The 22379-nt window shown below is 34.1% G+C and carries 23 protein-coding genes; 8 read left to right on the forward strand and 15 right to left on the reverse strand.

Going from position 1 to position 22379, the window contains the following annotated elements:
* Positions 1-52: 52 nt before the first annotated feature.
* Positions 53-1408, reverse strand: a complete 1356-nt coding sequence (locus tag V7S79_RS09365) for a TolC family protein (RefSeq protein ID WP_459490321.1) — start codon at positions 1406-1408, stop codon at positions 53-55.
* Between the two features lie 109 nt (positions 1409-1517).
* Here V7S79_RS09365 and V7S79_RS09370 point away from each other — a divergent pair, with 109 nt between their 5' ends.
* From V7S79_RS09370 to V7S79_RS09380, 3 genes are read left to right on the forward strand one after another with little or no spacing between them, the layout of a single operon-like run.
* Positions 1518-2345, forward strand: a complete 828-nt coding sequence (locus V7S79_RS09370; protein WP_459490322.1) for an MOSC domain-containing protein — start codon at positions 1518-1520, stop codon at positions 2343-2345.
* Complete coding sequence (locus V7S79_RS09375; RefSeq protein WP_459490323.1) at positions 2332-3114, forward strand: hypothetical protein; 783 nt, start codon at positions 2332-2334, stop codon at positions 3112-3114. Before V7S79_RS09370 ends, V7S79_RS09375 begins: the two co-directional genes overlap by 14 nt.
* On the forward strand, positions 3095-4357 hold the full coding sequence (locus V7S79_RS09380; protein ID WP_459490324.1) for an MFS transporter: 1263 nt from the start codon (positions 3095-3097) through the stop codon (positions 4355-4357). The genes V7S79_RS09375 and V7S79_RS09380 overlap by 20 nt, the downstream gene beginning before the upstream one ends.
* Before the next feature lie 25 nt (positions 4358-4382).
* Here the strand turns inward: V7S79_RS09380 and V7S79_RS09385 are convergent, their stop codons facing one another.
* From V7S79_RS09385 to V7S79_RS09425, 9 genes are all read right to left on the reverse strand, one after another.
* The gene (locus V7S79_RS09385; protein WP_459490325.1) at positions 4383-4868 is read right to left on the reverse strand and encodes a hypothetical protein; all 486 of its coding nucleotides are present in this window, start codon (positions 4866-4868) and stop codon (positions 4383-4385) included.
* A gap of 56 nt (positions 4869-4924) precedes the next feature.
* Positions 4925-5212, reverse strand: a complete 288-nt coding sequence (locus V7S79_RS09390; RefSeq protein WP_459490326.1) for an autorepressor SdpR family transcription factor — start codon at positions 5210-5212, stop codon at positions 4925-4927.
* 55 nt (positions 5213-5267) lie between these two features.
* Positions 5268-6179, reverse strand: coding sequence for a hydroxypyruvate isomerase family protein (locus V7S79_RS09395; RefSeq protein ID WP_459490327.1), 912 nt, complete (start codon positions 6177-6179; stop codon positions 5268-5270).
* Between the two features lies 1 nt (position 6180).
* Positions 6181-9240 carry a PVC-type heme-binding CxxCH protein gene (locus V7S79_RS09400; RefSeq protein ID WP_459490328.1) on the reverse strand — a complete coding sequence of 1020 codons (3060 nt, stop codon included), beginning with the start codon at positions 9238-9240 and terminating at the stop codon, positions 6181-6183.
* A 76-nt stretch (positions 9241-9316) separates the two neighbouring features.
* Positions 9317-10360, reverse strand: coding sequence for a glycosyltransferase family 2 protein (locus tag V7S79_RS09405; RefSeq protein ID WP_459490329.1), 1044 nt, complete (start codon positions 10358-10360; stop codon positions 9317-9319).
* Positions 10344-11264, reverse strand: a complete 921-nt coding sequence (locus V7S79_RS09410) for a hypothetical protein (RefSeq protein ID WP_459490330.1) — start codon at positions 11262-11264, stop codon at positions 10344-10346. Before V7S79_RS09410 ends, V7S79_RS09405 begins: the two co-directional genes overlap by 17 nt.
* Before the next feature lie 43 nt (positions 11265-11307).
* Positions 11308-12054: an NIPSNAP family protein gene (locus tag V7S79_RS09415; RefSeq protein ID WP_459490331.1), complete on the reverse strand. Its 747-nt coding sequence runs from the start codon at positions 12052-12054 to the stop codon at positions 11308-11310.
* A gap of 64 nt (positions 12055-12118) precedes the next feature.
* Entirely contained in the window at positions 12119-12688 is a 570-nt protein-coding gene (locus tag V7S79_RS09420; RefSeq protein WP_459490332.1) for a hypothetical protein, read from the reverse strand.
* Positions 12689-12750: 62 nt separating this feature from the next.
* A complete protein-coding gene (locus V7S79_RS09425; RefSeq protein WP_459490333.1) occupies positions 12751-13914 on the reverse strand; it encodes a PepSY-like domain-containing protein in 1164 nt (387 codons plus the stop codon).
* Positions 13915-14120: 206 nt separating this feature from the next.
* Here V7S79_RS09425 and V7S79_RS09430 point away from each other — a divergent pair, with 206 nt between their 5' ends.
* Positions 14121-14264 (forward strand): hypothetical protein, encoded by a 144-nt coding sequence (locus V7S79_RS09430; RefSeq protein WP_459490334.1) that lies wholly within the window; start codon positions 14121-14123, stop codon positions 14262-14264.
* A gap of 72 nt (positions 14265-14336) precedes the next feature.
* Positions 14337-15173 (forward strand): prolipoprotein diacylglyceryl transferase, encoded by an 837-nt coding sequence (gene lgt / locus V7S79_RS09435; RefSeq protein WP_459490335.1) that lies wholly within the window; start codon positions 14337-14339, stop codon positions 15171-15173.
* Positions 15174-15180: 7 nt separating this feature from the next.
* Here the strand turns inward: lgt and V7S79_RS09440 are convergent, their stop codons facing one another.
* The 3 genes from V7S79_RS09440 to V7S79_RS09450 are packed head-to-tail and all read right to left on the reverse strand — an operon-like array spanning position 15181 to position 18417.
* Complete coding sequence (locus tag V7S79_RS09440) at positions 15181-16212, reverse strand: aminotransferase class I/II-fold pyridoxal phosphate-dependent enzyme (RefSeq protein ID WP_459490336.1); 1032 nt, start codon at positions 16210-16212, stop codon at positions 15181-15183.
* A 1-nt stretch (position 16213) separates the two neighbouring features.
* Positions 16214-17227 (reverse strand): dipeptide epimerase, encoded by a 1014-nt coding sequence (locus tag V7S79_RS09445; RefSeq protein ID WP_459490337.1) that lies wholly within the window; start codon positions 17225-17227, stop codon positions 16214-16216.
* A gap of 5 nt (positions 17228-17232) precedes the next feature.
* Positions 17233-18417, reverse strand: coding sequence for a molybdopterin molybdotransferase MoeA (locus V7S79_RS09450; protein ID WP_459490338.1), 1185 nt, complete (start codon positions 18415-18417; stop codon positions 17233-17235).
* A gap of 77 nt (positions 18418-18494) precedes the next feature.
* On the opposite strand from V7S79_RS09450, the gene moaC reads away from it, so the two are divergent.
* Complete coding sequence (gene moaC, locus V7S79_RS09455; RefSeq protein ID WP_459490339.1) at positions 18495-18968, forward strand: cyclic pyranopterin monophosphate synthase MoaC; 474 nt, start codon at positions 18495-18497, stop codon at positions 18966-18968.
* Between the two features lie 2 nt (positions 18969-18970).
* Complete coding sequence (locus tag V7S79_RS09460) at positions 18971-19633, forward strand: thiamine diphosphokinase (protein WP_459490340.1); 663 nt, start codon at positions 18971-18973, stop codon at positions 19631-19633.
* On the opposite strand, the gene V7S79_RS09465 is transcribed toward V7S79_RS09460, so the two are convergent.
* Both V7S79_RS09465 and V7S79_RS09470 read right to left on the reverse strand, forming a co-directional pair.
* Positions 19630-20892: a replication-associated recombination protein A gene (locus V7S79_RS09465; protein WP_459490341.1), complete on the reverse strand. Its 1263-nt coding sequence runs from the start codon at positions 20890-20892 to the stop codon at positions 19630-19632. The genes V7S79_RS09460 and V7S79_RS09465 overlap by 4 nt on opposite strands.
* A gap of 11 nt (positions 20893-20903) precedes the next feature.
* A complete protein-coding gene (locus V7S79_RS09470; RefSeq protein WP_459490342.1) occupies positions 20904-21599 on the reverse strand; it encodes an SDR family oxidoreductase in 696 nt (231 codons plus the stop codon).
* A 38-nt stretch (positions 21600-21637) separates the two neighbouring features.
* Between V7S79_RS09470 and V7S79_RS09475 the strand changes: the two genes are divergently transcribed.
* Positions 21638-22369, forward strand: coding sequence for an MlaE family ABC transporter permease (locus tag V7S79_RS09475; protein WP_459490343.1), 732 nt, complete (start codon positions 21638-21640; stop codon positions 22367-22369).
* The last annotated feature ends 10 nt before the right edge of the window (positions 22370-22379 follow it).

Below are 22379 nucleotides of genomic sequence, written 5' to 3' on the forward strand. Positions count from 1 at the left end.
TCAACCATCGGTCTATTACCTTTTACCTCTTACCTCTTACCTCTTACCTCTTTTATATGATCTTCCCGCTCAAACGAATCAATTCAATTTCAGCTGTTTTAGCGGAGAATTTTGCCTCAATCAATCTTGTTTCGGCTGCCACAGCATTTCGTTGAACTTCTCTTAATTCATAGGAAGTTGCGATTCCAACTTTGAAACGATCAAATGCAATGTCGATGTTTTGTTTGGCAATTGCGTAGTTTTCAGTTTCTAAATTGATCAGATTTAAGGCATTTTCGTAGGATATGAATGCCTTTTCAATCGACGATAATAAATTGTTTTTTAAATCTTCAATTTGTAGCTCAGCAATTTCTGCATTGATTTTAGCATTTTGAATTCGACGCTTTTGGTTGCTTCCATCAAAAATATTAATTGTAGCTCTTAATCCGTAATTTAAAATGTCAGATGAGCCTTTTTCAACCCCAAATCCAGCACCATTTTTTACTGAATTAAGATTGTATCCAGCAAGTAAGTCGATTTGTGGGTATTGCTGACTTTTTAAATTTTTGATATCAAATTCAGCAACCTTTTTGGCTAAAATAGCCGACATTAAGGTTGGGTTTTGTTGTAAAGCTTGTGCTTTCAGTTCTTCTAAATTGATTTTTGGAAAAAGTTCAATACCAGTGTTAATAGAAACATCTGTCGAATGATCCCTCACTAATAAGGTATTGAATCCAATCTTTGTATTCATTAAGGATTGTTCTTGTGCCAACAATGCAGCTTTGTCCTCATTGAAATCTACTTGAGCTGAATAATAATCAACTTTTGAACCTTGGCCCACTTCATAGCGATCTTTCGCTAATTTTAGTCGATCGTTTGAGATCTCTAAACCTTTTCTAAAGTTATTGACTCTTAAATTTTGACGAATAATTTCATAATAAGATGTGCTGATTAGCGCGATTAAATTTTCAATAGTCGTTTCAGTTTGCTTGGCACCTAATTTTTGTAATTCAGCAAATCGATCTCTTAAAATAAACATTCCTTTGCCGTCATATAAGGTCCAGGCCATGTTTACACCTGCATTTCCAGAATTAGAATTAACGCCTGATTGTACCAATGGAGGTCTTAATCCACCAAAAAACTCTTGATCAATTCCTGATACAGTATAGTTTTTTGTCGCGACTCCAGTAATCGTAGGTAAGAATCCCGCATTCCCTAATGTATTGTCATTTTGCGCTTGAATCTCTTTTTTCTTTGAAACCTGAATAGAATAATGGTTTTTTAATCCAAGTTCAATGGCCGATTCCAAGGTTAGATTGGTTTGTGCGGAAATTTGTGCAATAGAAAATAATGATAGACTTATAAAAAGGCCAATATTTTTGCCTGATAGTTTCATAGGTAATAAAAAATAGATTCCAATTACAAACATACTTAATTTGAATCAATTATTCTTGCCTTTAGCCGATAAGTAAGGGTAGTCTATCTGAATTCTGGCTTTCTTTGGGTTATTTTCTATGTTAAATTTCTATTTTTACATTATGAATGAAATGAAAGTTAGTGGTTTGTACATTTATCCCATAAAATCTTTAGGAGCTATTTCTTTGCCTTCCTCAGTTATAGATGAAAAAGGCTTAAAGCATGACCGTCGATTTATGCTCATAGATGAAAATGGAAAGTTTATTTCTCAAAGAACCTTACCAAGCTTAATTCGATTTCATCTTAGTTTTCTTCCCGATCAAAGCGGGATTGAAATCCTTGATAAGGTTTCCCATTTACGGAAAAAATTAAGTTTTACCCCCATCTTAGGTAGTTTAATTGATGTTCAAATCTGGGATGATCAAGTGAAGGCTAAATTAGTCGAAGAGGATTTTTCTGATTTTTTTTCAGATTTATTAGAAATGCCGATTCGATTGGTAAAATTGATCGAGGAATCTCCTAGAATCATCAAAGAAAAATATCAAACAAATGTATCAAATCAAAGTTCATTCGCAGATTCATTGCCCATTTTACTTTGTTCAGAAGCTTCAGTAAATGATTTGGCACAAAAAGTAGGTTCGTTTAGTTTGATGCGTTTTAGGCCCAATATTGTTGTCTCAAATGATGAAGCCTATGTAGAAGATACTTGGAAAGAGATAAATATAGGTGAGGTAAAATTATTTGGCGCAAAACCTTGTGCTCGATGTAATTTGGTTAATGTAAATCCAAAATCAGGAGTTATTTCCAAGGAAATTTTAAAAGGTCTTAGTGAATATCGCAATTTTGGAGGGAAGGTATATTTTGGCCAACAATTTGTACCAAAGACTTTGGGAAATATCAAAATTGGGGATATAATTAGTGTTCAACAAACAAAAAATGCGACTTATTAAGTACCTGCATTTGATTAGTTTAGACGTAGTTGTTGGGGCAATCTTGTATCAACTTTTTGGGAGTCATTTTATTTGTCATACCATTCCTCCCAATTCACATATATTAGCCCTATTACTTGCTATTTGGTTGATTTATTTAGTCGATCGTAGAATTGATTTGAAAAAAAATATTCCTCAAGATGAGCGTCACTTTTTTCAATATCAACATCAAAAGTTCATCAATGCAATCATCCTAATTTTAATCGTATTATCTATTATCAATCTATTTTTTCTTCCTTTATACTTAATTAAAATTGGAGTAGCAATTTTAATTGGAGTGGTTTTTTATTGGTTTATTTGGTGGCGTGGATTATTTAAATATGTTTTAGGTTCTAAAGAGTTTTTTACCGCATTTTTTTACACCTTAGGTATTAGCGCGTCTATTTTGTTTAAGACGGGAATTAATGAGGATTTTTGTCTTTTTTTTGTTTTGCTATACCTGTGCGTATTTCAAAATTTAGTTTTATTCAGCAGTTTGGAGGATGAAAAAACGAAAAATTGGAATTTCATTTTAATAGGTATTGAACTAATATTTTTAAGTATTATCGGATGGGTATTTTTTGAAAATGTTGAAATCCACACGATAGACTTAATTATTCCTTTTGTCATAACGTTTTGTTTGCAAGTTTGGATTCACTATTTTGCTTATTCGATCCAGCAGAGATGGGTTGGAGAGTTAGCTTTTTTTAGTCCAATAATCTATTTCATCTATGAGTTTTTTTCAAAATAAGGATGCTTATGTCGCATTGAAATACGCGGAGTTTAGAGCATTTGTCTGTGCCAATACCTTGTTTACCATGGCTCTTTTGATGCAAGAAGTCATCGTTTCCTATGAAATTTATAAAATTACTCACAATCCATTAGCACTTGGGTTAATTGGATTGGCTGAAGCCTTGCCCTATATATCTTTGGCTTTATTTGGTGGACATTATGCGGATAATCGAGATAAGAAAAAGATTATGCAGATAAGTTTATTCGTTATCATTCTTGGGTCCGTTTTATTGCTTTATTCAAGTGTACAATTAACGCAGGCTAGCTCCTCCACACATATTTATATCATTTATTTTGTCATATTTTTAATTGGATTGTCCAAAGGTTTTTTCTCTCCTGCAGCTTCTTCTTTGAATCCATTTTTAGTTCCAAAAGAGGTATTTGCCAATGCTGCTACTTGGAACAGTTCCTTTTGGCAATTGGGTGCTATTTTAGGTCCTGGAGTCGCTGGGTTTCTCTACGCATATTTAGGTTTAAGTAACTCCTTGTTGACAATTATTTTTTTGTTGATAGGAGTGATGACATCTTTGTTTTTTATTAAAAATCGACCGGTTCCTGTTAAAACAGTTACGCATGAATCTATTTGGCATAGTTTAAAAGAAGGTATTCAATTTGTATTTAAAACTAAAATCATCCTTTACGCCATTTCGTTGGATTTGTTTTCTGTGCTTTTTGGCGGAGTGATCGCTATTTTACCAGTATTTGCGGAGGATATTTTGAAAGTAGGAGCGGAGGGTTTAGGGATTTTGAGAGCAGCTCCATCAATCGGAGCGGTTCTGACCATGGCTTTCATGATTTATTTTCCACCGCTAGAAAAAGCTTGGAGGAATTTAATTTTAGCAATCATGGGTTTTGGGCTTGCAACCTTGGTTTTTGGTTTATCCACTAATTTTATGGTTTCTGTGGTTGCTTTATTTTTCACTGGTGCCTTCGATTCAGTGAGTGTAGTTATTAGACAAACTATTTTACGTTTTTACACTCCGGATGAAATGCGAGGGCGTGTTTCTTCAGTGAATGGTATTTTTGTAAGCTCTTCCAATGAATTGGGGGCTTTTGAATCTGGATTAGCTGCGAAGCTTTTTGGGACAGTCACATCCGTTTTATTAGGTGCGGGAGTGACCTTATTTCTCGTAAGTATTGTTGCTTATACTTCCAAAGAATTATTTAATATTCAGGTGAATAAAAAAATAGCCGAAGATTAAAAATAGAGAAGGAAATAGGTACGTTTTATTTGCTTTTTTCCTTTAGAAATTGACTAATTTTTTCTCTGTTGTCATTCGCCCATTGAATATCTGTTGGGGAATTCAATTGAGTCAAGTTAAATCCAAAATAACAAGGTAAAATCACGATGGAATGTGATTTGGTTTTGTGTACGCCATTTTTGTCAGTAGAGATAATTTCATCTAATTGGCAATTAATGGTTGAAATAACCCCATCGTCGGTACTCGATTTTGTGGCGGATAATTGATTGATTTTATCAAAGGAGATTTCCCAATTTTCGATTAAACTTTCTCCACGAAAATGTAAAATCTTAATTCCTGCTTCATCAACAATCACAAAGGAAATTCGCTTATTGCCTGATTTTTCTGCAAAATAGTCTCCAATCGATTGAAACAGATTTCTCTTAGGTAATTGCGTAATTCCTACTCCGATGGTGTTTTTAGATAAATATGGGCTTAATCCTTGGGCAGATGTTGGTAAGTGGAAACTCATTGATACAATGTTAAATTTAGCGAATTTACAATTTTTGCTTCTATTGGCAATTAATATTAAAGTCTAATTTTTGGTTTAGGGAATTCAAAATGTTTAGTGAATTCTTGAAACCAATGATTTATTTTTTCAAAACTGCTTTTCGATAAAGAATAATAAATGAATTGTCCTTTTTTTTCAGATTGGATTAAATCGGCTTGTTTTAGTAAATCCAAATGATGAGAAATACTCGGTTTTGTCATATCAAATTGTTGTGCAATTTTACCCGCATTCTGAGGGCCTTGAATCAAAAATGTGAGTATTTCTCTTCTCGTTTGGTCATTGAGTGCTTTGAAAATTAATTCCATAATTGCTTAAACGTTTAATTAAGCAAATGTCTAATTAATTTTTGAGAACTCCAAATTAATATCCTTTGTCGGCTTTTCGATAAGCTTCAATTAATTTTATTTCACCTTCTTTTCCTGCATGGAAATTACCATGTTCCATCCCTAAAATACCTTTGAAGTTTTTCTCACGTAAATGTTTGAAGATGTTCGCATAATTCACTTCACCAGTTCCTGGCTCTTTTCTTCCTGGGTTATCCCCAATCTGCAAATATCCGATTTCATCCCAACATAAATCCATGTTCTTGATCATGTTGCCTTCATTTCTTTGCATGTGGTACATATCAAATAAGATTTTACATGACTTACTACCTACCGCTTTACAAATCATATAAGTCTGATCGGAATATCTTAGAAATAAATCTGGGTTATCGCTCAATGGTTCTAATACCATTGTTAAATTATGCGGCTCAAAAATTTCCGCTGCTCTTTTTAAATTCTCAATGACATGTCCTGTTTGAATTCCCATCGGTAAATCTCTTGTGAAATTACCTGGAACAACTGTCATCCATTTAGCATTAACGCGTTTTGCTGTTTCTACAGATTTACGACATGCGTTTAAGAAAATCTCTGTCCATTCCTTTTTACCAGTTGTCATGTGTTGTTTATCAAAGAATCCATCAAATTTGACAACAAATACACCCATATCCATACCAAGTTTGGCCAAAAGTTCACCTGCCTTTGTTTGTGTTTCTACACTTCTTCCACCCATTTCATTGTCTTCCAAAGCACGAAAACCCATCTCATGCATGAATCTAAGCTGATCCATTAAATCATCGCCTGCATGATTTTTAAACATTCCAAAGTGCGGAGCATAATTCAAGCTAAAAGGCGCTTGATTTTCTACCAAGTTGTTAGCTTGAGCATTAGTACTCAAACCCGTAGTTAATAAACCACCACTTAATAATTGACTAAATGATCGACGATCCATGTTATTTCTTTTTTAAAGTTGATAAATATTCAATAAGGTCAGTTAAGTCCTTTGTGTTCATTTGATTGGCTAAATCTTCTGGCATTAATGAGTTAGGTAATTGTTTGATTGATTTTAAGGCCGAAGTTTTAAAATTTTGAATGATCCCTCCTGGAATTTTCAATGCTATATCTGTTTCAGTTTTTGAAACAATGATTCCCTGATAGGTTTCACCAGATTTTGTGATTAATTCGAAAGTTTCATAACCAAAACCAATACCAGAATTTGGGTAAAATACAGATATATAAAGTCCCTCTCTCGATAATTTTGAGCCTATTTCTGTTAATTTAGGTCCAAAGTCGATGCCTTCATTAAATATTTGGTGACACATCGAGCATTGATTGACAAAAACCTTCACACCTGCTTTCGCATCTCCTTTCATTTTAATCAATTCATTCAATTCAGGGTGCTTATTTTTGGTGGTTTGACTATTGTTACTGCTTCCTAAATAAGTATTGGCTTCTAAACGAATGGCTTTTCTCCACGTTTTGCTGACACTTTCCACGACCGATGGTATTAAATTTTGAGGAACACTTTTTTCTTTCAAAATTTTCAACACAAAATCTTCTCCATTGGACGAATTTCCAATTCCTGTGGCTGCTTCTCTACGAATGGATAATGAATAGTCTTGATTGAGCATAATTCCGAAAAGCATTTGAATGGATGGAATTGTACCAGTCCATCGAATAGACTCGATGATAGAGCTTTTTCCTTTTTCATCTTGTTTTGGAAATTCAGATTGAATTAATTCAGCTCCACCTTTTAATTTGTAAAGCACTTGACCCACTTTTCTGCTTTGTTTTCTCTGAAGAATAAGTTGAAGTAAATGATTTTTTTCTTCTTCAATTTCATATTTAGTGACTAATTCTAAATATTCATTTTCCGATGTTTTGGGTAATAATGAAATGACTAATTGTTTCGCTTCTTTGTTTTTTTGAATATAGCTAGCATTCAAATGTCGAAGAGTGACCAATTGGCTATTTAAGTCGTTTTTAAATTTGCCAGACATTAATTGAATCAATTTTTGATTTTTCAAATCACTTTTAACGAAATCCAAGGCCCTAAAATATCTCAATTTTTCGTTCAAATTTTTATCTGATTCAAGAAAACCGAATAAATGCGGTAAACTTATTTCTGAACGTGATCGCCAAATGATATCCGAAAATCCTTTTGAATTTTGGACATTTTCCAATGCTAAATATTGATTTATCCGTCCATCCCAAATGTCATCTGCACCGATACCTAAAGCTTCTAAATACCATCTGTCTTGTCCGTCATGTTGTAAAGCCAATTCCGCCCAAATTTTGTTGGCCTCAGGTTCAGAATTATGTCTTAATGCAATAGCTAACTCTCTTCTAACTTGCGGATTCGCATCTTTGCTTAATTCCCTTGCGATTGGCTTCCATTTGCCAAAAGTTAATTGTTTGGCAGCTCTGATGGCCATCATTCGGATTTCAGGGATTGAATCCTTACTTGCTTCTGTTATGATAGTAGAGTTATTACTCATTCGGTTGATTAGCCAAAAGGCTCTTGCGCGTATGCGTGGATTCGCATGATGATAAAATACGCTTTTTAGTTTATTCAAAGCTTCCGTTCCACCTTTAACCAATCGGTTGAAAGCTAAATATCTTCTAGACAGGTTGGGATTTTCTAGTTCCTGCAAAGCCGCATCAATATTTGATAGATTGATTTTTGAAGGTTGATAAGCATGACCTTTGGGAGCAATTCGATAAATTCTACCCTTTACTTGGTCGCCAGCTTGGTGTCCACCTACGCCAGGATCATACCAATCAGCGATAAAAAGAGAACCATCAGGCGCTGCACAAACATCGGCAGGCCTGAACCATTGATCATTGGTACCTTCTGCGATATTGTTAATTTGTGCTTTGAATCCTGCTCCAGCATTACTTATTCCATAACTACGAACAACATTAGGGCCAGCATCAGAGTGAATTAATTGATTCTGAAACACAGCAGGTAAAAGTTTACCTTCATAAACTAAAATGCCCGTAGGAGAACCCGAACCAGTTTGCAATAAATTGGGGACAACGCCTGGGTCATTTAAATGCCAATGGCGTAAAGGAATTTCAGATTCAATATTCGTCCGATTAACCGACCATCCTTCTCCTGTCATTTCATCCGTGTACCCATAATTTCCATGTTCAAAAACCGCATTAATTCTTACACCTTTATTACCGTCATCATCATTATCTGATTGCCAAAGGGCACCATAAGAATCAAGAGCTACTTCATAATTATTTCTAAAATTATGACCTAATACTTCTACATTCTTTCCATTCAAATCACAACGAAAAACCATTCCTTGTCTGTATTTTTTAGGTCCAATGGGATCTCCATCTTGATCCAAAACAGGCTTTCCATTTGCATCTAATAACTGTTTTCCTTCATTTCCAAAGTTGAAATAAAGTTTTCCATCTGGGCCGAAAGTAAATGAATGAGCACCATGATCATGTTGTTCCCCTCCAATTCCTTGAAACATAATTTCCTTGCGGTCTGCTTTTCCATCTCGATTATCATCGAACATTTTCCAGATATATGGACTCTGCGAAACGATGACCATGGAATCTAAAACAGCAATTCCTAAAGGTGCATTTAGATCTTTGGATTGATAAAATAGTTGTTGAGAATCCGCTTTTCCATCTCCATTGGTATCGCTTAGAATTAATATTCGATCACCATTGGGCGTTGTTGGATTTCCGTTGATATTAGGTCTGTAATTGTATGCCTCAACAATCCAAATTCTTCCATCTGCATCAATATCCATGTTAGTTGGATTTTGAAGCATTGGCTCGGTGGCAAATGAGTTTATTTCTAATCCTGGAAATATTTTTAAGCCTTTTAATGCATTTTGAGGTAGGCGTTTTTCACTTTCAGTCAAGGAATCTAATAAGATATTTGCCCAGCGATTGCTTGGTAAAAAGTTGAATGAAAAGATAGAAAGTGATAGAAACGCAAAAAGAAACACGACACCTAAAGGGCGCAAATTTTTACTGATTTTCATGTATTAAATAGGTTTTTTTGAATTCTTTTAAATATCCTATTTAATCATTGAAATTCCAAAAAATACAATTAATATTTTATGGTTGACTTATTTTGAAAAATTGATTCAATTTACTTCGAAGGTTCAGGTATTTAATTAGAAATTTTTCAGAGAATAAATAAAATTTTATGTCTGCAAATAGCTCCTTTTTATTTTTAGGTGGAACTTGCCAATAGGATTTTAATAGGTAAAAGATTCGCTTGGAAAGATATGGTTTGATAGTCTGGCATGAAATGGCCATTTTATAATAATCAGATAAAATTGCTTTTATAAGCACTTGATATTTTTGATTCGTGTATCCGTTTAATTTCGAATACATATAGATTCTATTTTTAATGAAATCGATAGAATGAGTATGGTCTGTATAACTTTGTCCATTTAAATTTTTACGGTAAACTGACATCGTTTTATTGATGTAAGCAATGGGTGCATTTTCAGCCAATATGACATACATTGGGATATCTCCACTCTTACAATTTAGAAACCATTCAGGCAATTTTTCAACATACTTTCTCCGCATCATAACACTTGCGGTAGCCATAAACCAGGTTTCTTTTTGTTTGAAAAAATCCTTTGTTTCTGTCAGAATTTTTTGGTCAGAGGAATTTATATATTCTGATTTTCTATTGGAATTGTCTTCATAAACGATTAGAGCATTATGAAAACACGCAGAAGTGTTCTGGTGCTTGTCAAGAAAATCTACTTGAATTTGTAATTTATTTTCATCTGTGAAGTAATCATCTGCTTCAATGAATAGTACATATTCTCCCTTACATTGAAAAAAACAATGAAGGAAATTTGTTTTCGCACCTAAGTTTATAGGTCGAATAAATGCTTTTATTAAAGTTGGATGCTTTAAAGCATATTTTTCTACAATTTTTGCTGTATTGTCGGTTGAACAATCTTCTCCAATGATGATTTCTATTTCAAAATTTATTTTTTGAGATAAAATATTTTCAATACAGTTTTCGAAATATTCTTCGTGGTTATATGTAATTAAGCAGATACTTAATTTGGGTTTTTTACTCAAACTCGGATACCCATACAGATGTTTGTCCCACTTACTAAAATCCATTTTCATCGCTTAAAATAGCATATCCGAATCCTGTTTCTCCAAAATTATTGCCATTGTAAAACATATAAATTTTGTTTTCGAATTCAAAAACATGTGGATACTCAACCATCTGATTGTCCCAGTTTGAACTTAAATCGATATCTAAACCTAAATTGTCAATTCTTTTCCAATCAATCAGGTTCTCACTGATGGAACATTTTATTCGGTAACTATCAGATATATTTTCTCGATAATTCGTTTTATTTCGAACTGCATACCAAAGGTAATAAGTGTCATTCATTTTTAAAATGGATGCTTTCGAAATACCACCTTCTTGATTTTCTAGAGCAACTGCACTAATATTTAATGGCTTCCAGTCGATTAGATTATCGGATTGAGCGATTTTGATATCATAAATAGGTTCTATTTTTCCGTTTAGCTCTTCCCATGTTCGACATGAAAGATAGTATCCAAAAAATGTTGAATCTTTTTGAATAATGGAAATTGTTCCTACATATCCGGGTTCCATGTAAGAAGTAGCAAAAATAGGGCCTAATGAGAATTTTTTGTAATTATTTCCTTGATCTTGACTTATTGCGAGTCCTAAATTATTGTGATAAGGTACATCTAAACGATTGGACCACCCGATGTAAAACAGATACTTATCATTTCCAACTTGTTGAATTTCAGTTGGCATAATACCTGCCCAATCAAAAGAACCTCTAGCACCTAATTCTAATATGGGTTTTGGTGATTCCCGAAGAATATTTTGTGGGTTGCCTGATTCAACATCAATAAAATTTGGTTGACTATTTCCTCTATTGATTCTTTTTGAAAAATAGATTCTCCAAAATCCGTCATGATTCGTATCAACTATTGGTACTTGGGCATGGCATTTATCAAAAATTAACCCTTGTTTAATCCACTGCATAAATAATCTTTGTGGGTGTTTAGCCCACAAAGATATAAAGCTTTTATCGGATAGTCGAAAAAGTTGTCGGATGCATGTAGATAGATTCTACTTTTTCTACAATTTTTCCATTTTTTTCTGATTCATCTCTTACTTTAATCCAATTTGGATCTTTTCTGAAACTATCAAAAGAAGCTTTTCCTGCATCTTCACTATCATGAGCCAAGAAATAAAGTAGTTTTCCTTGTGCATTAGGGTCTTTTTCAATGGTTGTGAAATAAGCAATATTTTGCATACCGTGCTTTTTGAAAAGTTTGACTGTATGATTTCTAAATCTACTTAATACATTTTCCAAATTATTAGGAGTAGCAGTATATGTTCTCATTTCAAAAGTTCTATCAGTTCCTTTGGACGATGGTTTGATTTTTGGACTAAAATCAGTCGCTTTCATGAAAATACTTTCCACTTTCGCCACAATTTTACCACTTTCTTCCGATTTTTTAGAAACTTCTTTCCATTCTGGATCTCTTCCAAATTTTTTCCAAGAAGAATCTCTTTCTGCTTGGCTTGGGTATGAAAGAATGTAATAAAGGGCATTACTTTCGTTTTTATTTGGAATCCAATATCCAACATTGGTCATTCCGTGTCTTTCGAAAATTTTGGTCGTGTGGTTCGTGAAACGAGTAATTAAAGCATCTAAACGACCAGGATGGCAATAATAAATTCTTAATTCGTAATATCTAGAATCCGTTTTTTTCGCAAATGAAAACATGCTAATCATAAGCAATGCGATTGTAAGTAATTTTTTCATAATATTAAATTTGTTTAAAATGTAAAGTTAAATGATTGCTTGAAAGTATTGTCCTGCTCTTTATTTAATTTAAGCGTTTTGCAATGGTTTGGTCAACAACTGAAAATAAAATTTCAGGCTTTGCAGTTCTCCAATTTTCAAAATCTAAACTTCCGCCAAAATTGATATAATAATCTAATTTGTATTTAGTCCATTCTCTCGTAACAAATTCGGCAAAATTAATTCCAACAATCCACCCTTCTTCTACCTCCTCAAACCATTCAGCATAATAATCATCTTCCAATGTGCCGTGGAAATTTAAAACATTTTCCCCAATTAAAATGAAATATTTAATTCCTTGGTTAATTAAATGATCAATCACATTTCTTTTTAAAAGCATGATATCATTGTGTAATGTATCATTCCACTCGCCAAATAATTCGATGATTGTATATTTATTTTGATAATCTGTAAACAGGATTTTACAATAAAGTGTTTCGGAATCAATTTCGTCCCAAAGTGGATGAATATAGTATCCATAAATATCATTCTCATAGGTTGTTTGAGAATATTTTCTGCCAAAGAAAGGTGATTTTGGATCATGTGAAGCATTATAAATGCTTTCCCACTGATAAGATGGTTCAATATCTTGCATGAAACAAAGTACAAAAAAAAGGCTTGCGATTGCAAGCCTTTTAAAACAAATAAACCTAATTATTATAACAAGCGAGCACTTTCAAATTTTCCTGTTTCGTCGAACTCAATTTTGTATTTCTTTGAATTCAACGTAATAAACACCTCATATTCATCAACAATTGAATCTTTAGAAATACTAACAGCTTTATCTAAAGTCCAGCCAGCGTAATTGGTGTCTAGGTAAGTGATAATTGCAGCAGATAATTGAGTTTTGGTTAATTCTGTTACAACATAATTTGGAGGAGTAGGGTTGTCTTTTGGACCTTTTCCTGCATTTTGAATTGCATTGTAATTACCATCAAACATATAAGTTAATGTATTGCCACCAACTGTTACTACAACGTGGTAATGAATAGCAACACTATCTTTTTTGATTATAACTGCATTTTTCAGAACCCATCCAGCGGCATTTGTATTCAAATAGGTTTTGATTTCATTTGGCAAAACTGTTAGTTCTGTTTTAGTAACAACTGCACCTTTGCCATTCTCTTGATGCGATTCAAGTAATTTTCCAGTTGAATCATAATCTAAATCATAAACAATTCCGTCTTTTTCGGCATGTACATGGTATCTTGTTACATTATTTTTATCTACCATGACAACGGCACTTTTAAATGTGTACCCAGCAAGCGCTGTTTGAACAGCTGTTGGAAGATCAGCTAAAGCCACTTGCGTTGCAGCAGGGGCAGGACGTTCTCCTTTTCCTCCTTGTTTGCCTGCCATTCCTTTGATTTGCGAAACCAAAGCTCCTGCTTCGTCGAAGAATAAAGAATAACGCTCAGCATTAAATTGAATGTCAACTCGGTAGCCAATTGTACCCGTTGTTTTTTTGAAAGCTTTTCCGAAGGTGAACCCTTTGAAATTTGCTTCTAAATAATCTGAGATTGTTTTTGGTAAATCTGCTTGATTAATTTGAGTAGAAGATTCTTTGATTTTGCCAGAACCATCTAAAATTAATTGTTTATCAGAACCAGAACTTGTCGTCTGTACATCAGCTCCATATAAACTATTCGATTTGATAACAGTATAATTTACTTGAGCTGTAGGAAACGCAGAGGTAACAGATTGTACAACTGCTGTTGGAATTTCTTGACTTTGACTTGTTGGATTTAAAGCATCCTCCTTGGAGCAAGATGCCATACCAATCAAAAGGATAAAGGCGGAGTTTAAAAGAATGTTTTTCATGTTTTTTTGAATTTAAAATTAGTTTTAAACGTAACACTCGTGATTTGTGCTCAAATATCTCAAAAAAATCATTTGAAAATGCAACTTGTCGACGAATCGGCGCATCTTGGATACAATTTGTGTTAAAACAAATTTTATAATTTATAGTACCTTGTATTGCAAAGTACTATTTGTTTTATATATTTGTCCATCAATTCAACAAACGGATGTCAAAAAAAGCCTTTATTTTTACTATTCTATTATTTATGATTGGGTTAAATGCCTATTCAATGGGCTTTCCTCATAAATTATATCCTGCAAAAGTGATTAAAAAAGTGAGTTTTCAAATTTTACGAAAGGTGCATAAATAATTTTTCATGAAGATAATTCATTAAAATTGTCTTAATTTTGATTTAATCTTCTGAAAAAACACCTTATTGAATATGATCATCACGTTCGTTGATTGGAATCCTGATCCAGAAATAATTAATTTATTCGGTTTCTCCATTCGTTGGTATGGATTATGCTTTGCGACAGCATTTTTAGCTGGTTTTCAAGTATTAAGTTATATTTTTAAAAAGGAGGGTAGACCTGTTGAACAAGCTGATCAATTATTGATGTATGCCATGGTAGCTACAGTGATAGGGGCGAGGGTAGGACACTATTTTTTCTATGAATTTCCTTTACTTCAAGAAAATCCAGGTAAGTTTTTTCTTCAAATGATTACTCCCCCTTTTTCTGGATTAGCCTCTCATGGTGCAGCCATTGGCTTATTTACAGCTTTTTATTTATATGTACGTAAAAACCCAAGTCAGTCTTATTTGTACGTTACCGACCGTGTTGTTCCAACTGTTGCTTTAGGTGGATTTTTTATCCGAATGGGAAATTTAATGAATTCCGAAATTGTTGGAAAACCAACGGATTTACCCTGGGGATTTCGTTTTTTTAGAGATTTAGAGTTTTCAACGGGCGATTTAGGTCATGTTGTACCGCGACATCCCTCGCAATTATATGAAGCACTTTCGTGTTTAGTGATTTTTGCCTTTTTAATGTGGTTTTGGAATAAGAAAAAGGAAAAAACGCAAGAAGGATTAATGACAGCCTATTTTATGATTATTTTATTTACACTTCGATTTTTCTATGAGTTTTTGAAAGAAAATCAAAGTGAATTTGAAAATCAGTTAAGTTTAAATATGGGTCAACAATTATCTATTCCAGCCGTAGCTTTTGGCTTTATTGTTCTTTGGTATTCCAATAAAAAAGCGAAGGAATTAGGGTAATTTTAATTTATAAAGAAGCCTGAAATTTGTTAAACGAATTGGCTAATAACTCAATTTCCTCCATTGACAAAAGGGGGTGAATAATGCCTTTGCAAATGGCAGGGGCATTCGGATTTGGATAGGCAAATTGATTGACTAAAAATCCATCCTTTAATAAGTGTTGAAAAAGTTCGGGTTCTTTGCAACTGAATCCGGAATAATTTTCTACCCTTTGGATAGCACTAGTTGAGGAAATAGGTAACAAGGTTTGAAAGTATTGAATTCTTTCGTTAAGTAAGGCAACTTGTTCTTCGTATGCTTCTTGTGCATTTAAACTGGCATATATAAAGGCTGGATTGGGAGGTGAGGTCCCTACCCAAAATGGATCTTTTTTTAATTCTTCTATCCAATCTCTAGGACCAATGATCATTCCAGCAGGAATTCCATAGGCTTTTGAAAGAGAAGCTGTTTGAATTAAGGTACTCGGGCTTTCTAAATGAATGTTTTTTAATCCAAATCGATGTGATTCATCTATGACAATAAATGAATTGGGACTTGTTTTTTTTGTCCAATCTAGTTCAAATTCTTGAACAATAGGTGCCCCAATTCCATCAGAACCATATAATTGATTATTCGTTTGAGAAATATTTTCGGCCCAGTCTTTATAAGTTCCTTTCGCAACTTCTGCCTGAGGCATCCATAATGCAGGATGAGTGAAAGGTGCTAAATTGGGACTTAATTGTGGATGATTTTTTTGAATAAAATACAGGGCTGTTTGTGCGGCTGCCATTCCAGAAGAACACAAGGCAACACTTTTTCCTGGAAATGTTTCTGAAAGTTGATCTTCAAATTTCCCCCAAATATCTAATTGTAAATTATTTCTTCTTGAACTACCCCAGTTTTGAGGAAATAATTCGATTCCTTTCTTTAATTTTTCTTGAAACAAAGGATGAAAACCAATCCCTAAATAATTGGTTCCTCCCAACCAAATTTTATTTTCTCCTTGGTATTGGATGATTTTTTCAGGTAAACAATTTTGGGTAATTCTATAATTCGTCATATTATTTCAAATTTGCTCCCGTTCCAGCCAATTCAGAATAAATTACTTTGCCATATTCGATACTTATGCCTGTTGATATTTGATCATCGACTAGCAGGCAACCGTCCATATCGACATAATCCAGCAAGGGTAATAATTGGGCAATTGCCGAACAACCGATGGTTGATTCAGTCATACAGCCCACCATGACTTTAAGATTCAATTTTCTTGCTTTTTGAATCATTCTTAATGCAGGAGTAATTCCTCCACATTTCATCAATTTGATGTTGATCCCATCGAAGTAATTAGCACATTTTTCTACATCTTCTTCTAAAATGCAGCTTTCATCAGCGATGATTGGTAAGACAGATTGTGCTTTTATGAGTTTCATTCCTTCCCAATCTTTGTCTTTCAAAGGTTGTTCAATAAACTCTACACCTAATTTTTTTAATTCGGGAGCAAATTGTATGGTTTGCTCTGCTGACCAAGCGGTATTGGCATCTACTCTGAAAATGGCTTCGGTTTCTATACGAAGAGCTTTGATGATTTCAATATCGTTTTCAGTGCCTAATTTGATTTTATACAAAGGAAAAGGCATTTCTTTCATTTTTTCAACCATTTTTTCTATGGTGTCAATGCCAATGGTATAATCAGTGATGGGGTTGTTTTCGGTACTTAATCCCCAAATTTCGTATAGTTTTTTATTGTGTGTTTTGCCCCATAAATCCCAATAAGCCACATCTAATGCACAAAGTGCAAAGGGGTGATCATCGAGTAATTCTTTGGACATTAATTGCCAAAAATCATTGGGATGTGGTAAATAATCATTAGGTAAAAGAGGTAAAATGTTATTCAATTGATTGATCATTTTATCCATACTGACTCCATAATAGGGCGTTTCCGTTGCTTCGCCGAAACCACTTTTACCATGCCATTTTAATTCTACAATCAGCGTTGGTTGCACATCTCTAGATTCATGTGTAATCGTGAATGTATGTTTTAAAGGAAGATTAAATTGATGAAGGATTAATTCCATATTCATTATTTTAGCGGAATAAAAGGTAAAGATGTATGGATTGAATTTGATGCCTGATAAATTAAGGCGTCGGCTTTTTGCCAATGAATTAAATCGCCAGAACCATTATGCGTCAATCTTTCGTAAAAACCATTTTCCTTGTTTTGTTGAACTGGAATCCAATGTCCTAATTTTTCAAATGCTTTGGATAATTTATGGCAATTGATATTACCCATAAAAACTTCTTTCTCCTGAATCCAAGGAAGAAAATAGGCATAAAAACAAACCAAGGTCGATATAGGGTTTCCAGGGAATGCAAATATTACTTTCCCTTCTTTATTTTTTCCAACCCAAAGCGGTTTTCCAGGTTTTTGCGCAATTTTATGAATGAGGGTTTCAAAACCTAATTCATTAAGAACCTCTGGTAAAAAATCCTTCTTTCCAGCAGATACACCACCTGAGATAAGCAAAATATCGTTCTTTAGTAGAGCTTTTTCCAAGGTATTGAAAATGCTTGATTTCTCATCAATTAAATGTGCGATTTCTGTTTGATATCCCAAGGATTTTAATTTCGCTTGTATCATCACTGAGTTCGAAACTCGAATTTGATGGTCTAATGGCGTTTCAGATATATTTACTATTTCATCGCCAGAGGAGAAAATGCCAATGTTGGGTTTTGCCACTACTTTTAATTCTGTTTTACCGACAGAAGCGGCTAATGCGATTTCAATGGGCCCAAGTATAGTTTGATTTGAAACAATTATTTCGCCTTTTTTGGCATCCATCCCTTGATAATGAATGAATTGATTGTTTTCTGCCGAAATACCATCTTTTAATTTTACCCATTTTGAACCTTCTTTTTCTAAAAAATCTAGATCCTCTATTTTAATGACGGTCGTGCAATTTTTCGGTAATGCCGCACCCGTCATTATTTCAATAGCTGCAGAGTGATTTTTAAGTTCGATTTGTTTTTCACCAGCAAATACAATGGCTTCAATGGGCCATTCATTTTGACCAAAATCTTCAACACAAATTCCATCCATCATAACTCGATCAAAAGGAGGAAAGTCTCTATCTGCAAAAATATTCTCAGCTAATGGATATCCAATACAATTTTCGATGGCTAAAGTTTGATATGATTCAGGTAGGGGAATTGAATGAATTATTTCAAAAGCTTTTTCAGGACTTATCATGGCGGAATTTTTAATCATACATAAATTTGGAAAAAAAATCAGTAAAATGATTCAATCTGATGTATTTTTGTTTTTTATTTTTTAAAAATTGAGTCATGGGAGATACATTTTCACATTTGGATCCTTCTGGTCAACCCGGAATGGTAGATGTAAGTCATAAATCAGAAACAGTTCGAGAAGCAAAAGCTCAATCAATTGTATGGCTAGGCAAGGATGTAGTAGATAGTTTTGTGAAAATAGGCTGGGAAAATAAAAAAGGTAGCATTTTACAAACTGCTATTTTAGCTGGGACCATGGCTGTGAAAAAAACGGCAGATTTGATTCCTCTTTGTCATCCTTTGGGATTAGATGCTTGCAAATTTGAAATTGAAGTATTGGAAGATTCATTGCAAATTCATTGTCTTTGTCGTTTGGCTGCAAAAACAGGAGTTGAAATGGAAGCGATGGTTGGAGCGAGTGTGGCGGCATTGACGATTTATGATATGTGTAAATCTGTTTCAAAAGGGATTATAATTAAAGAGACAAAATTACTTTATAAAACAGGCGGAAAGTCTGATTTTAACGCTTAATCATGTCTTCACATCATATCATTCGAGAAAAACAAGAACCTGCACTAATCATAGCCAATGGACAAATGTGCTCCATGGATATATTAAATCAGTTGTTGGAATGGACTCCGACTGTCGTAGTCTTAGATGGTGCTTTGGAACATGTGTATCAGTTAGGAGTAAAGGTAGATGTATGGTTAGGGGATTTTGATCGTGAAATAGTTTTGGACGAAATAGACTTATCTTCTTATCCGATGAAACGTGTTTTCACGCCGAATCAAGACAAAACCGATTTAGAAAAAGCATTTGATTATTTGTTGGAAGAGGGACATTCGGCTGTTAATGTTGTTTGGGCAACAGGAAAAAGAATGGATCATACCTTAAATAATTTTCATTCCATGGTTCGATATTCAGATCGGTTGAAAATTGTTATGATTGATGATTATTCTTTGATTTATCCATTACCAAAAGTCTTTGAGAAATGGTATCCAGCCAAAACTCCTTTGTCGATTATGCCATTAGGTGAAGCGCATCACGTTAAAAGTTCTGGACTATTGTATGATTTGAACCATGAGAAGTTAGCCTTGGGTATCCAAACGAGTTCAAGTAATGAGTCGAAGCAAGACGGAATGGTGAAAATATCCTATCAATCAGGTGCTTTGCTCATGATGGAATGTCATGATTAATTTTGTTTTTTTCTGATTTTCTGAATTTCATTGATTTTTTCTTCCGCCGGGTTTTGTCCTGAATGATAAAATTGAGGGTAGTCATTCATGCTAGGAAAATAATTTTGAGCGACATGATTTCCAGGGTAATCATGTGGATATTTATAATCAGCTCCATAATTCAAATCTTTCATTAATTTGGTAGGGGCGTTTCTAAGATGCAAGGGTACTGGAAGATTACCTGTTTGTTGAACAAATTGCAAAGCTGAGTTGATGGCTTGATAGGCTGAATTACTTTTCGCGGAGGTTGCTAAGTAGATGACAGTTTGAGCTAAAATTATCCTTGATTCTGGGTTGCCTATTACTCGGATAGATTCAAAACAAGATTGTGCCAATAACAAGGCATTTGGGTTTGCCAAACCAATATCTTCGGCAGCAAGTATTAATAAGCGTCGTCCTATAAATTCCAATGTTTCTCCTCCAGCCAACATTCTTGCTAGCCAATAGATGGCAGCATCAGGGTCTGAACCTCTGATCGACTTGATAAATGCTGAAATGATGTCATAATGCTGCTCTCCATCTTTATCATACAAAGCCAAATTGTTTTGTAACCGCTCGGTTACAAGCGAGTTGGTTATGGTGATTTTTGGGCTATTTTCTGAAGAAACAATGAGCTCAAATAGATTGTATAATTTTCGGCCATCTCCACCAGAAAAGTGAAAAAGAGCCTCTGTTTCTTTTAAAGTTATTTTTTTTGAAATAAATAATGGATCTGTCAAAATTGCTTTATCCAACATTTTTTGAAGATCTTCCACTTTTAGCGCCTCCAATACATATACTTGACATCGGGAAAGTAGCGCTGAAATTACCTCAAAAGATGGATTTTCTGTCGTTGCTCCAATCAATGTAACGATTCCCTTTTCAACCGCACCGAGCAATGAATCTTGTTGTGATTTTGAAAAACGATGTATTTCATCGATAAATAATATGGGTGAAGGACTATCAAATAGTTTATTTCTTTTGGCAAGTTCAATGATCTCTCGAACTTCTTTTACGCCTGATTGTATCGCTGAGAGTGTATAAAATGGCCTTTTTAAGGTATTTGCCACTAGAGAGGCAAGTGTTGTTTTTCCAACACCTGGAGGACCCCATAAAATACACGAAGGTAAATGCCCTGCATCTAATGCTTTTCTTAATGGACTATTGGGACCCATTAAATGATCTTGACCAATATAATCTTCCAATTTGGAAGGACGCATTCGTTCAGCTAATGGTTGCATGGTATTGTCTATTAAATATCACCTAATTGAGGGCGAATTAAAATTTCTTCAATGACCGTAGAGGGCGAAAGTTGGTAGGCGCCAAAAATGGTACTTGCAATATCTTCTGCAGGAATAAATCGTTCTTTGGGTAAATCTACTCCATCCCAAGAAGCAGTTAAGGTCGCACCGGGTAAAACAGCACTTACTCTAACCCCTGAATTTTTTAATTCTTCCCTTAATACTTTTGTGAATCCCAATAAAGCAAATTTACTAATGCAATAGGAGCCTCCATGCGTATAAGCAGTAATCGACGCAGTGGAGCAAATAGTGAAAATATAGCCGCTTTTGTTTTGAATAAATTGGGGTAATAATTTCCGAGTTAAATGGTAAGCACTGTATAAATTAGTGTTGATTTGCTTTTCAATAACGCCATCTTCTTCATTTTGAATTTGTCCAGGTAAAAACACGCCTGTATTATTGATTAAAACATCAATGCTTTTTTCATGTGTCAAAATCCAATCGGCAAAATCCATTACTTCATTTTTATTGCTCAAATCAGCTACGAATGTTTTCAATAAATCTGATTGACATTCTTCTATTAATTGATCTAATCCAGCTTTTTTTCTAGCACATGTATAGACTTTAAAACCTTCATTCAAGAATTTTTTTACGAGTGCTTTACCAATTCCTTGGCTTCCTCCACTAATTACTACGGATTTGTTCATTATATTTGATGCTTTATTGCAATCTTTTAGATTTACGCATGTCAAAATTAGGTAAATATTTAATCTTCCTGAGTAAGCTATTTACAAATCCTGAAAAATTTAGGGTTTATTTTTCTTTGGTCATGCAGGAATGTATGGATATTGGTATTAGTTCTGTTTTGATTGTGTCAATAGTATCTACTTTTTTAGGTGCCGTTACTTGTGTTCAAACTGCTGCCAACATGGATAACCCATTTGTGCCTCAGTATATTATCAGTTTAATTGTAAGAGATTCTACGATTTTAGAAATGGGTCCGACCATCACTTGCGTGGTTTTAAGTGGAAAAGTAGGATCCAATATTGCAGGTCAATTAGGAACTATGCGTATTACAGAGCAAATTGATGCTTTGGAAGTAATGGGGATTAATTCTAGTTCCTATTTGGTTTTGCCCAAAATCATTGCTTCCATGTTGATGTTTCCCATGTTAGTAACCTTAGCTTGTTTTTTGGCCATCATGGGAGGTTATGTAGCTGGTTGGTTAACAGGTGCTATTACTCCTGAAGCTTATGTACATGGATTGCAATTTGATTTCAAAGGAAATTATATGTTTTTTGCCTTAGTGAAGTCTGTGGTTTTTGCTTTTATTGTAGCTACCATTGCTTCTTTTCAAGGGTTTTATACCAGCGGTGGAGCTTATGAAGTGGGCAAATCGAGTACCGCTGCTGTTACCAATTCTTGTATCGCCATTTTAATAGCCGATTATTTGTTAGCGCAGTTGTTGGTAGGGTAAGATGTAAAAT

It is taken from the genome of Aquirufa sp. ROCK-SH2 (genome assembly GCF_054558315.1).

Bases quoted from the DNA above. Each gene is read 5' to 3' on its own strand.
- V7S79_RS09365 (WP_459490321.1), bottom strand. From the start codon at position 1,408: ATGTTTGTAATTGGAATCTATTTTTTATTACCTATGAAACTATCAGGC.
- V7S79_RS09370 (WP_459490322.1), top strand. From the start codon at position 1,518: ATGAATGAAATGAAAGTTAGTGGTTTGTACATTTATCCCATAAAATCT.
- V7S79_RS09375 (WP_459490323.1), top strand. From the start codon at position 2,332: ATGCGACTTATTAAGTACCTGCATTTGATTAGTTTAGACGTAGTTGTT.
- V7S79_RS09380 (WP_459490324.1), top strand. From the start codon at position 3,095: ATGAGTTTTTTTCAAAATAAGGATGCTTATGTCGCATTGAAATACGCG.
- V7S79_RS09385 (WP_459490325.1), bottom strand. From the start codon at position 4,868: ATGAGTTTCCACTTACCAACATCTGCCCAAGGATTAAGCCCATATTTA.
- V7S79_RS09390 (WP_459490326.1), bottom strand. From the start codon at position 5,212: ATGGAATTAATTTTCAAAGCACTCAATGACCAAACGAGAAGAGAAATA.
- V7S79_RS09395 (WP_459490327.1), bottom strand. From the start codon at position 6,179: ATGGATCGTCGATCATTTAGTCAATTATTAAGTGGTGGTTTATTAACT.
- V7S79_RS09400 (WP_459490328.1), bottom strand. From the start codon at position 9,240: ATGAAAATCAGTAAAAATTTGCGCCCTTTAGGTGTCGTGTTTCTTTTT.
- V7S79_RS09405 (WP_459490329.1), bottom strand. From the start codon at position 10,360: ATGAAAATGGATTTTAGTAAGTGGGACAAACATCTGTATGGGTATCCG.
- V7S79_RS09410 (WP_459490330.1), bottom strand. From the start codon at position 11,264: ATGCAGTGGATTAAACAAGGGTTAATTTTTGATAAATGCCATGCCCAA.
- V7S79_RS09415 (WP_459490331.1), bottom strand. From the start codon at position 12,054: ATGAAAAAATTACTTACAATCGCATTGCTTATGATTAGCATGTTTTCA.
- V7S79_RS09420 (WP_459490332.1), bottom strand. From the start codon at position 12,688: ATGCAAGATATTGAACCATCTTATCAGTGGGAAAGCATTTATAATGCT.
- V7S79_RS09425 (WP_459490333.1), bottom strand. From the start codon at position 13,914: ATGAAAAACATTCTTTTAAACTCCGCCTTTATCCTTTTGATTGGTATG.
- V7S79_RS09430 (WP_459490334.1), top strand. From the start codon at position 14,121: ATGTCAAAAAAAGCCTTTATTTTTACTATTCTATTATTTATGATTGGG.
- lgt (WP_459490335.1), top strand. From the start codon at position 14,337: ATGATCATCACGTTCGTTGATTGGAATCCTGATCCAGAAATAATTAAT.
- V7S79_RS09440 (WP_459490336.1), bottom strand. From the start codon at position 16,212: ATGACGAATTATAGAATTACCCAAAATTGTTTACCTGAAAAAATCATC.
- V7S79_RS09445 (WP_459490337.1), bottom strand. From the start codon at position 17,227: ATGGAATTAATCCTTCATCAATTTAATCTTCCTTTAAAACATACATTC.
- V7S79_RS09450 (WP_459490338.1), bottom strand. From the start codon at position 18,417: ATGATTAAAAATTCCGCCATGATAAGTCCTGAAAAAGCTTTTGAAATA.
- moaC (WP_459490339.1), top strand. From the start codon at position 18,495: ATGGGAGATACATTTTCACATTTGGATCCTTCTGGTCAACCCGGAATG.
- V7S79_RS09460 (WP_459490340.1), top strand. From the start codon at position 18,971: ATGTCTTCACATCATATCATTCGAGAAAAACAAGAACCTGCACTAATC.
- V7S79_RS09465 (WP_459490341.1), bottom strand. From the start codon at position 20,892: ATGCAACCATTAGCTGAACGAATGCGTCCTTCCAAATTGGAAGATTAT.
- V7S79_RS09470 (WP_459490342.1), bottom strand. From the start codon at position 21,599: ATGAACAAATCCGTAGTAATTAGTGGAGGAAGCCAAGGAATTGGTAAA.
- V7S79_RS09475 (WP_459490343.1), top strand. From the start codon at position 21,638: ATGTCAAAATTAGGTAAATATTTAATCTTCCTGAGTAAGCTATTTACA.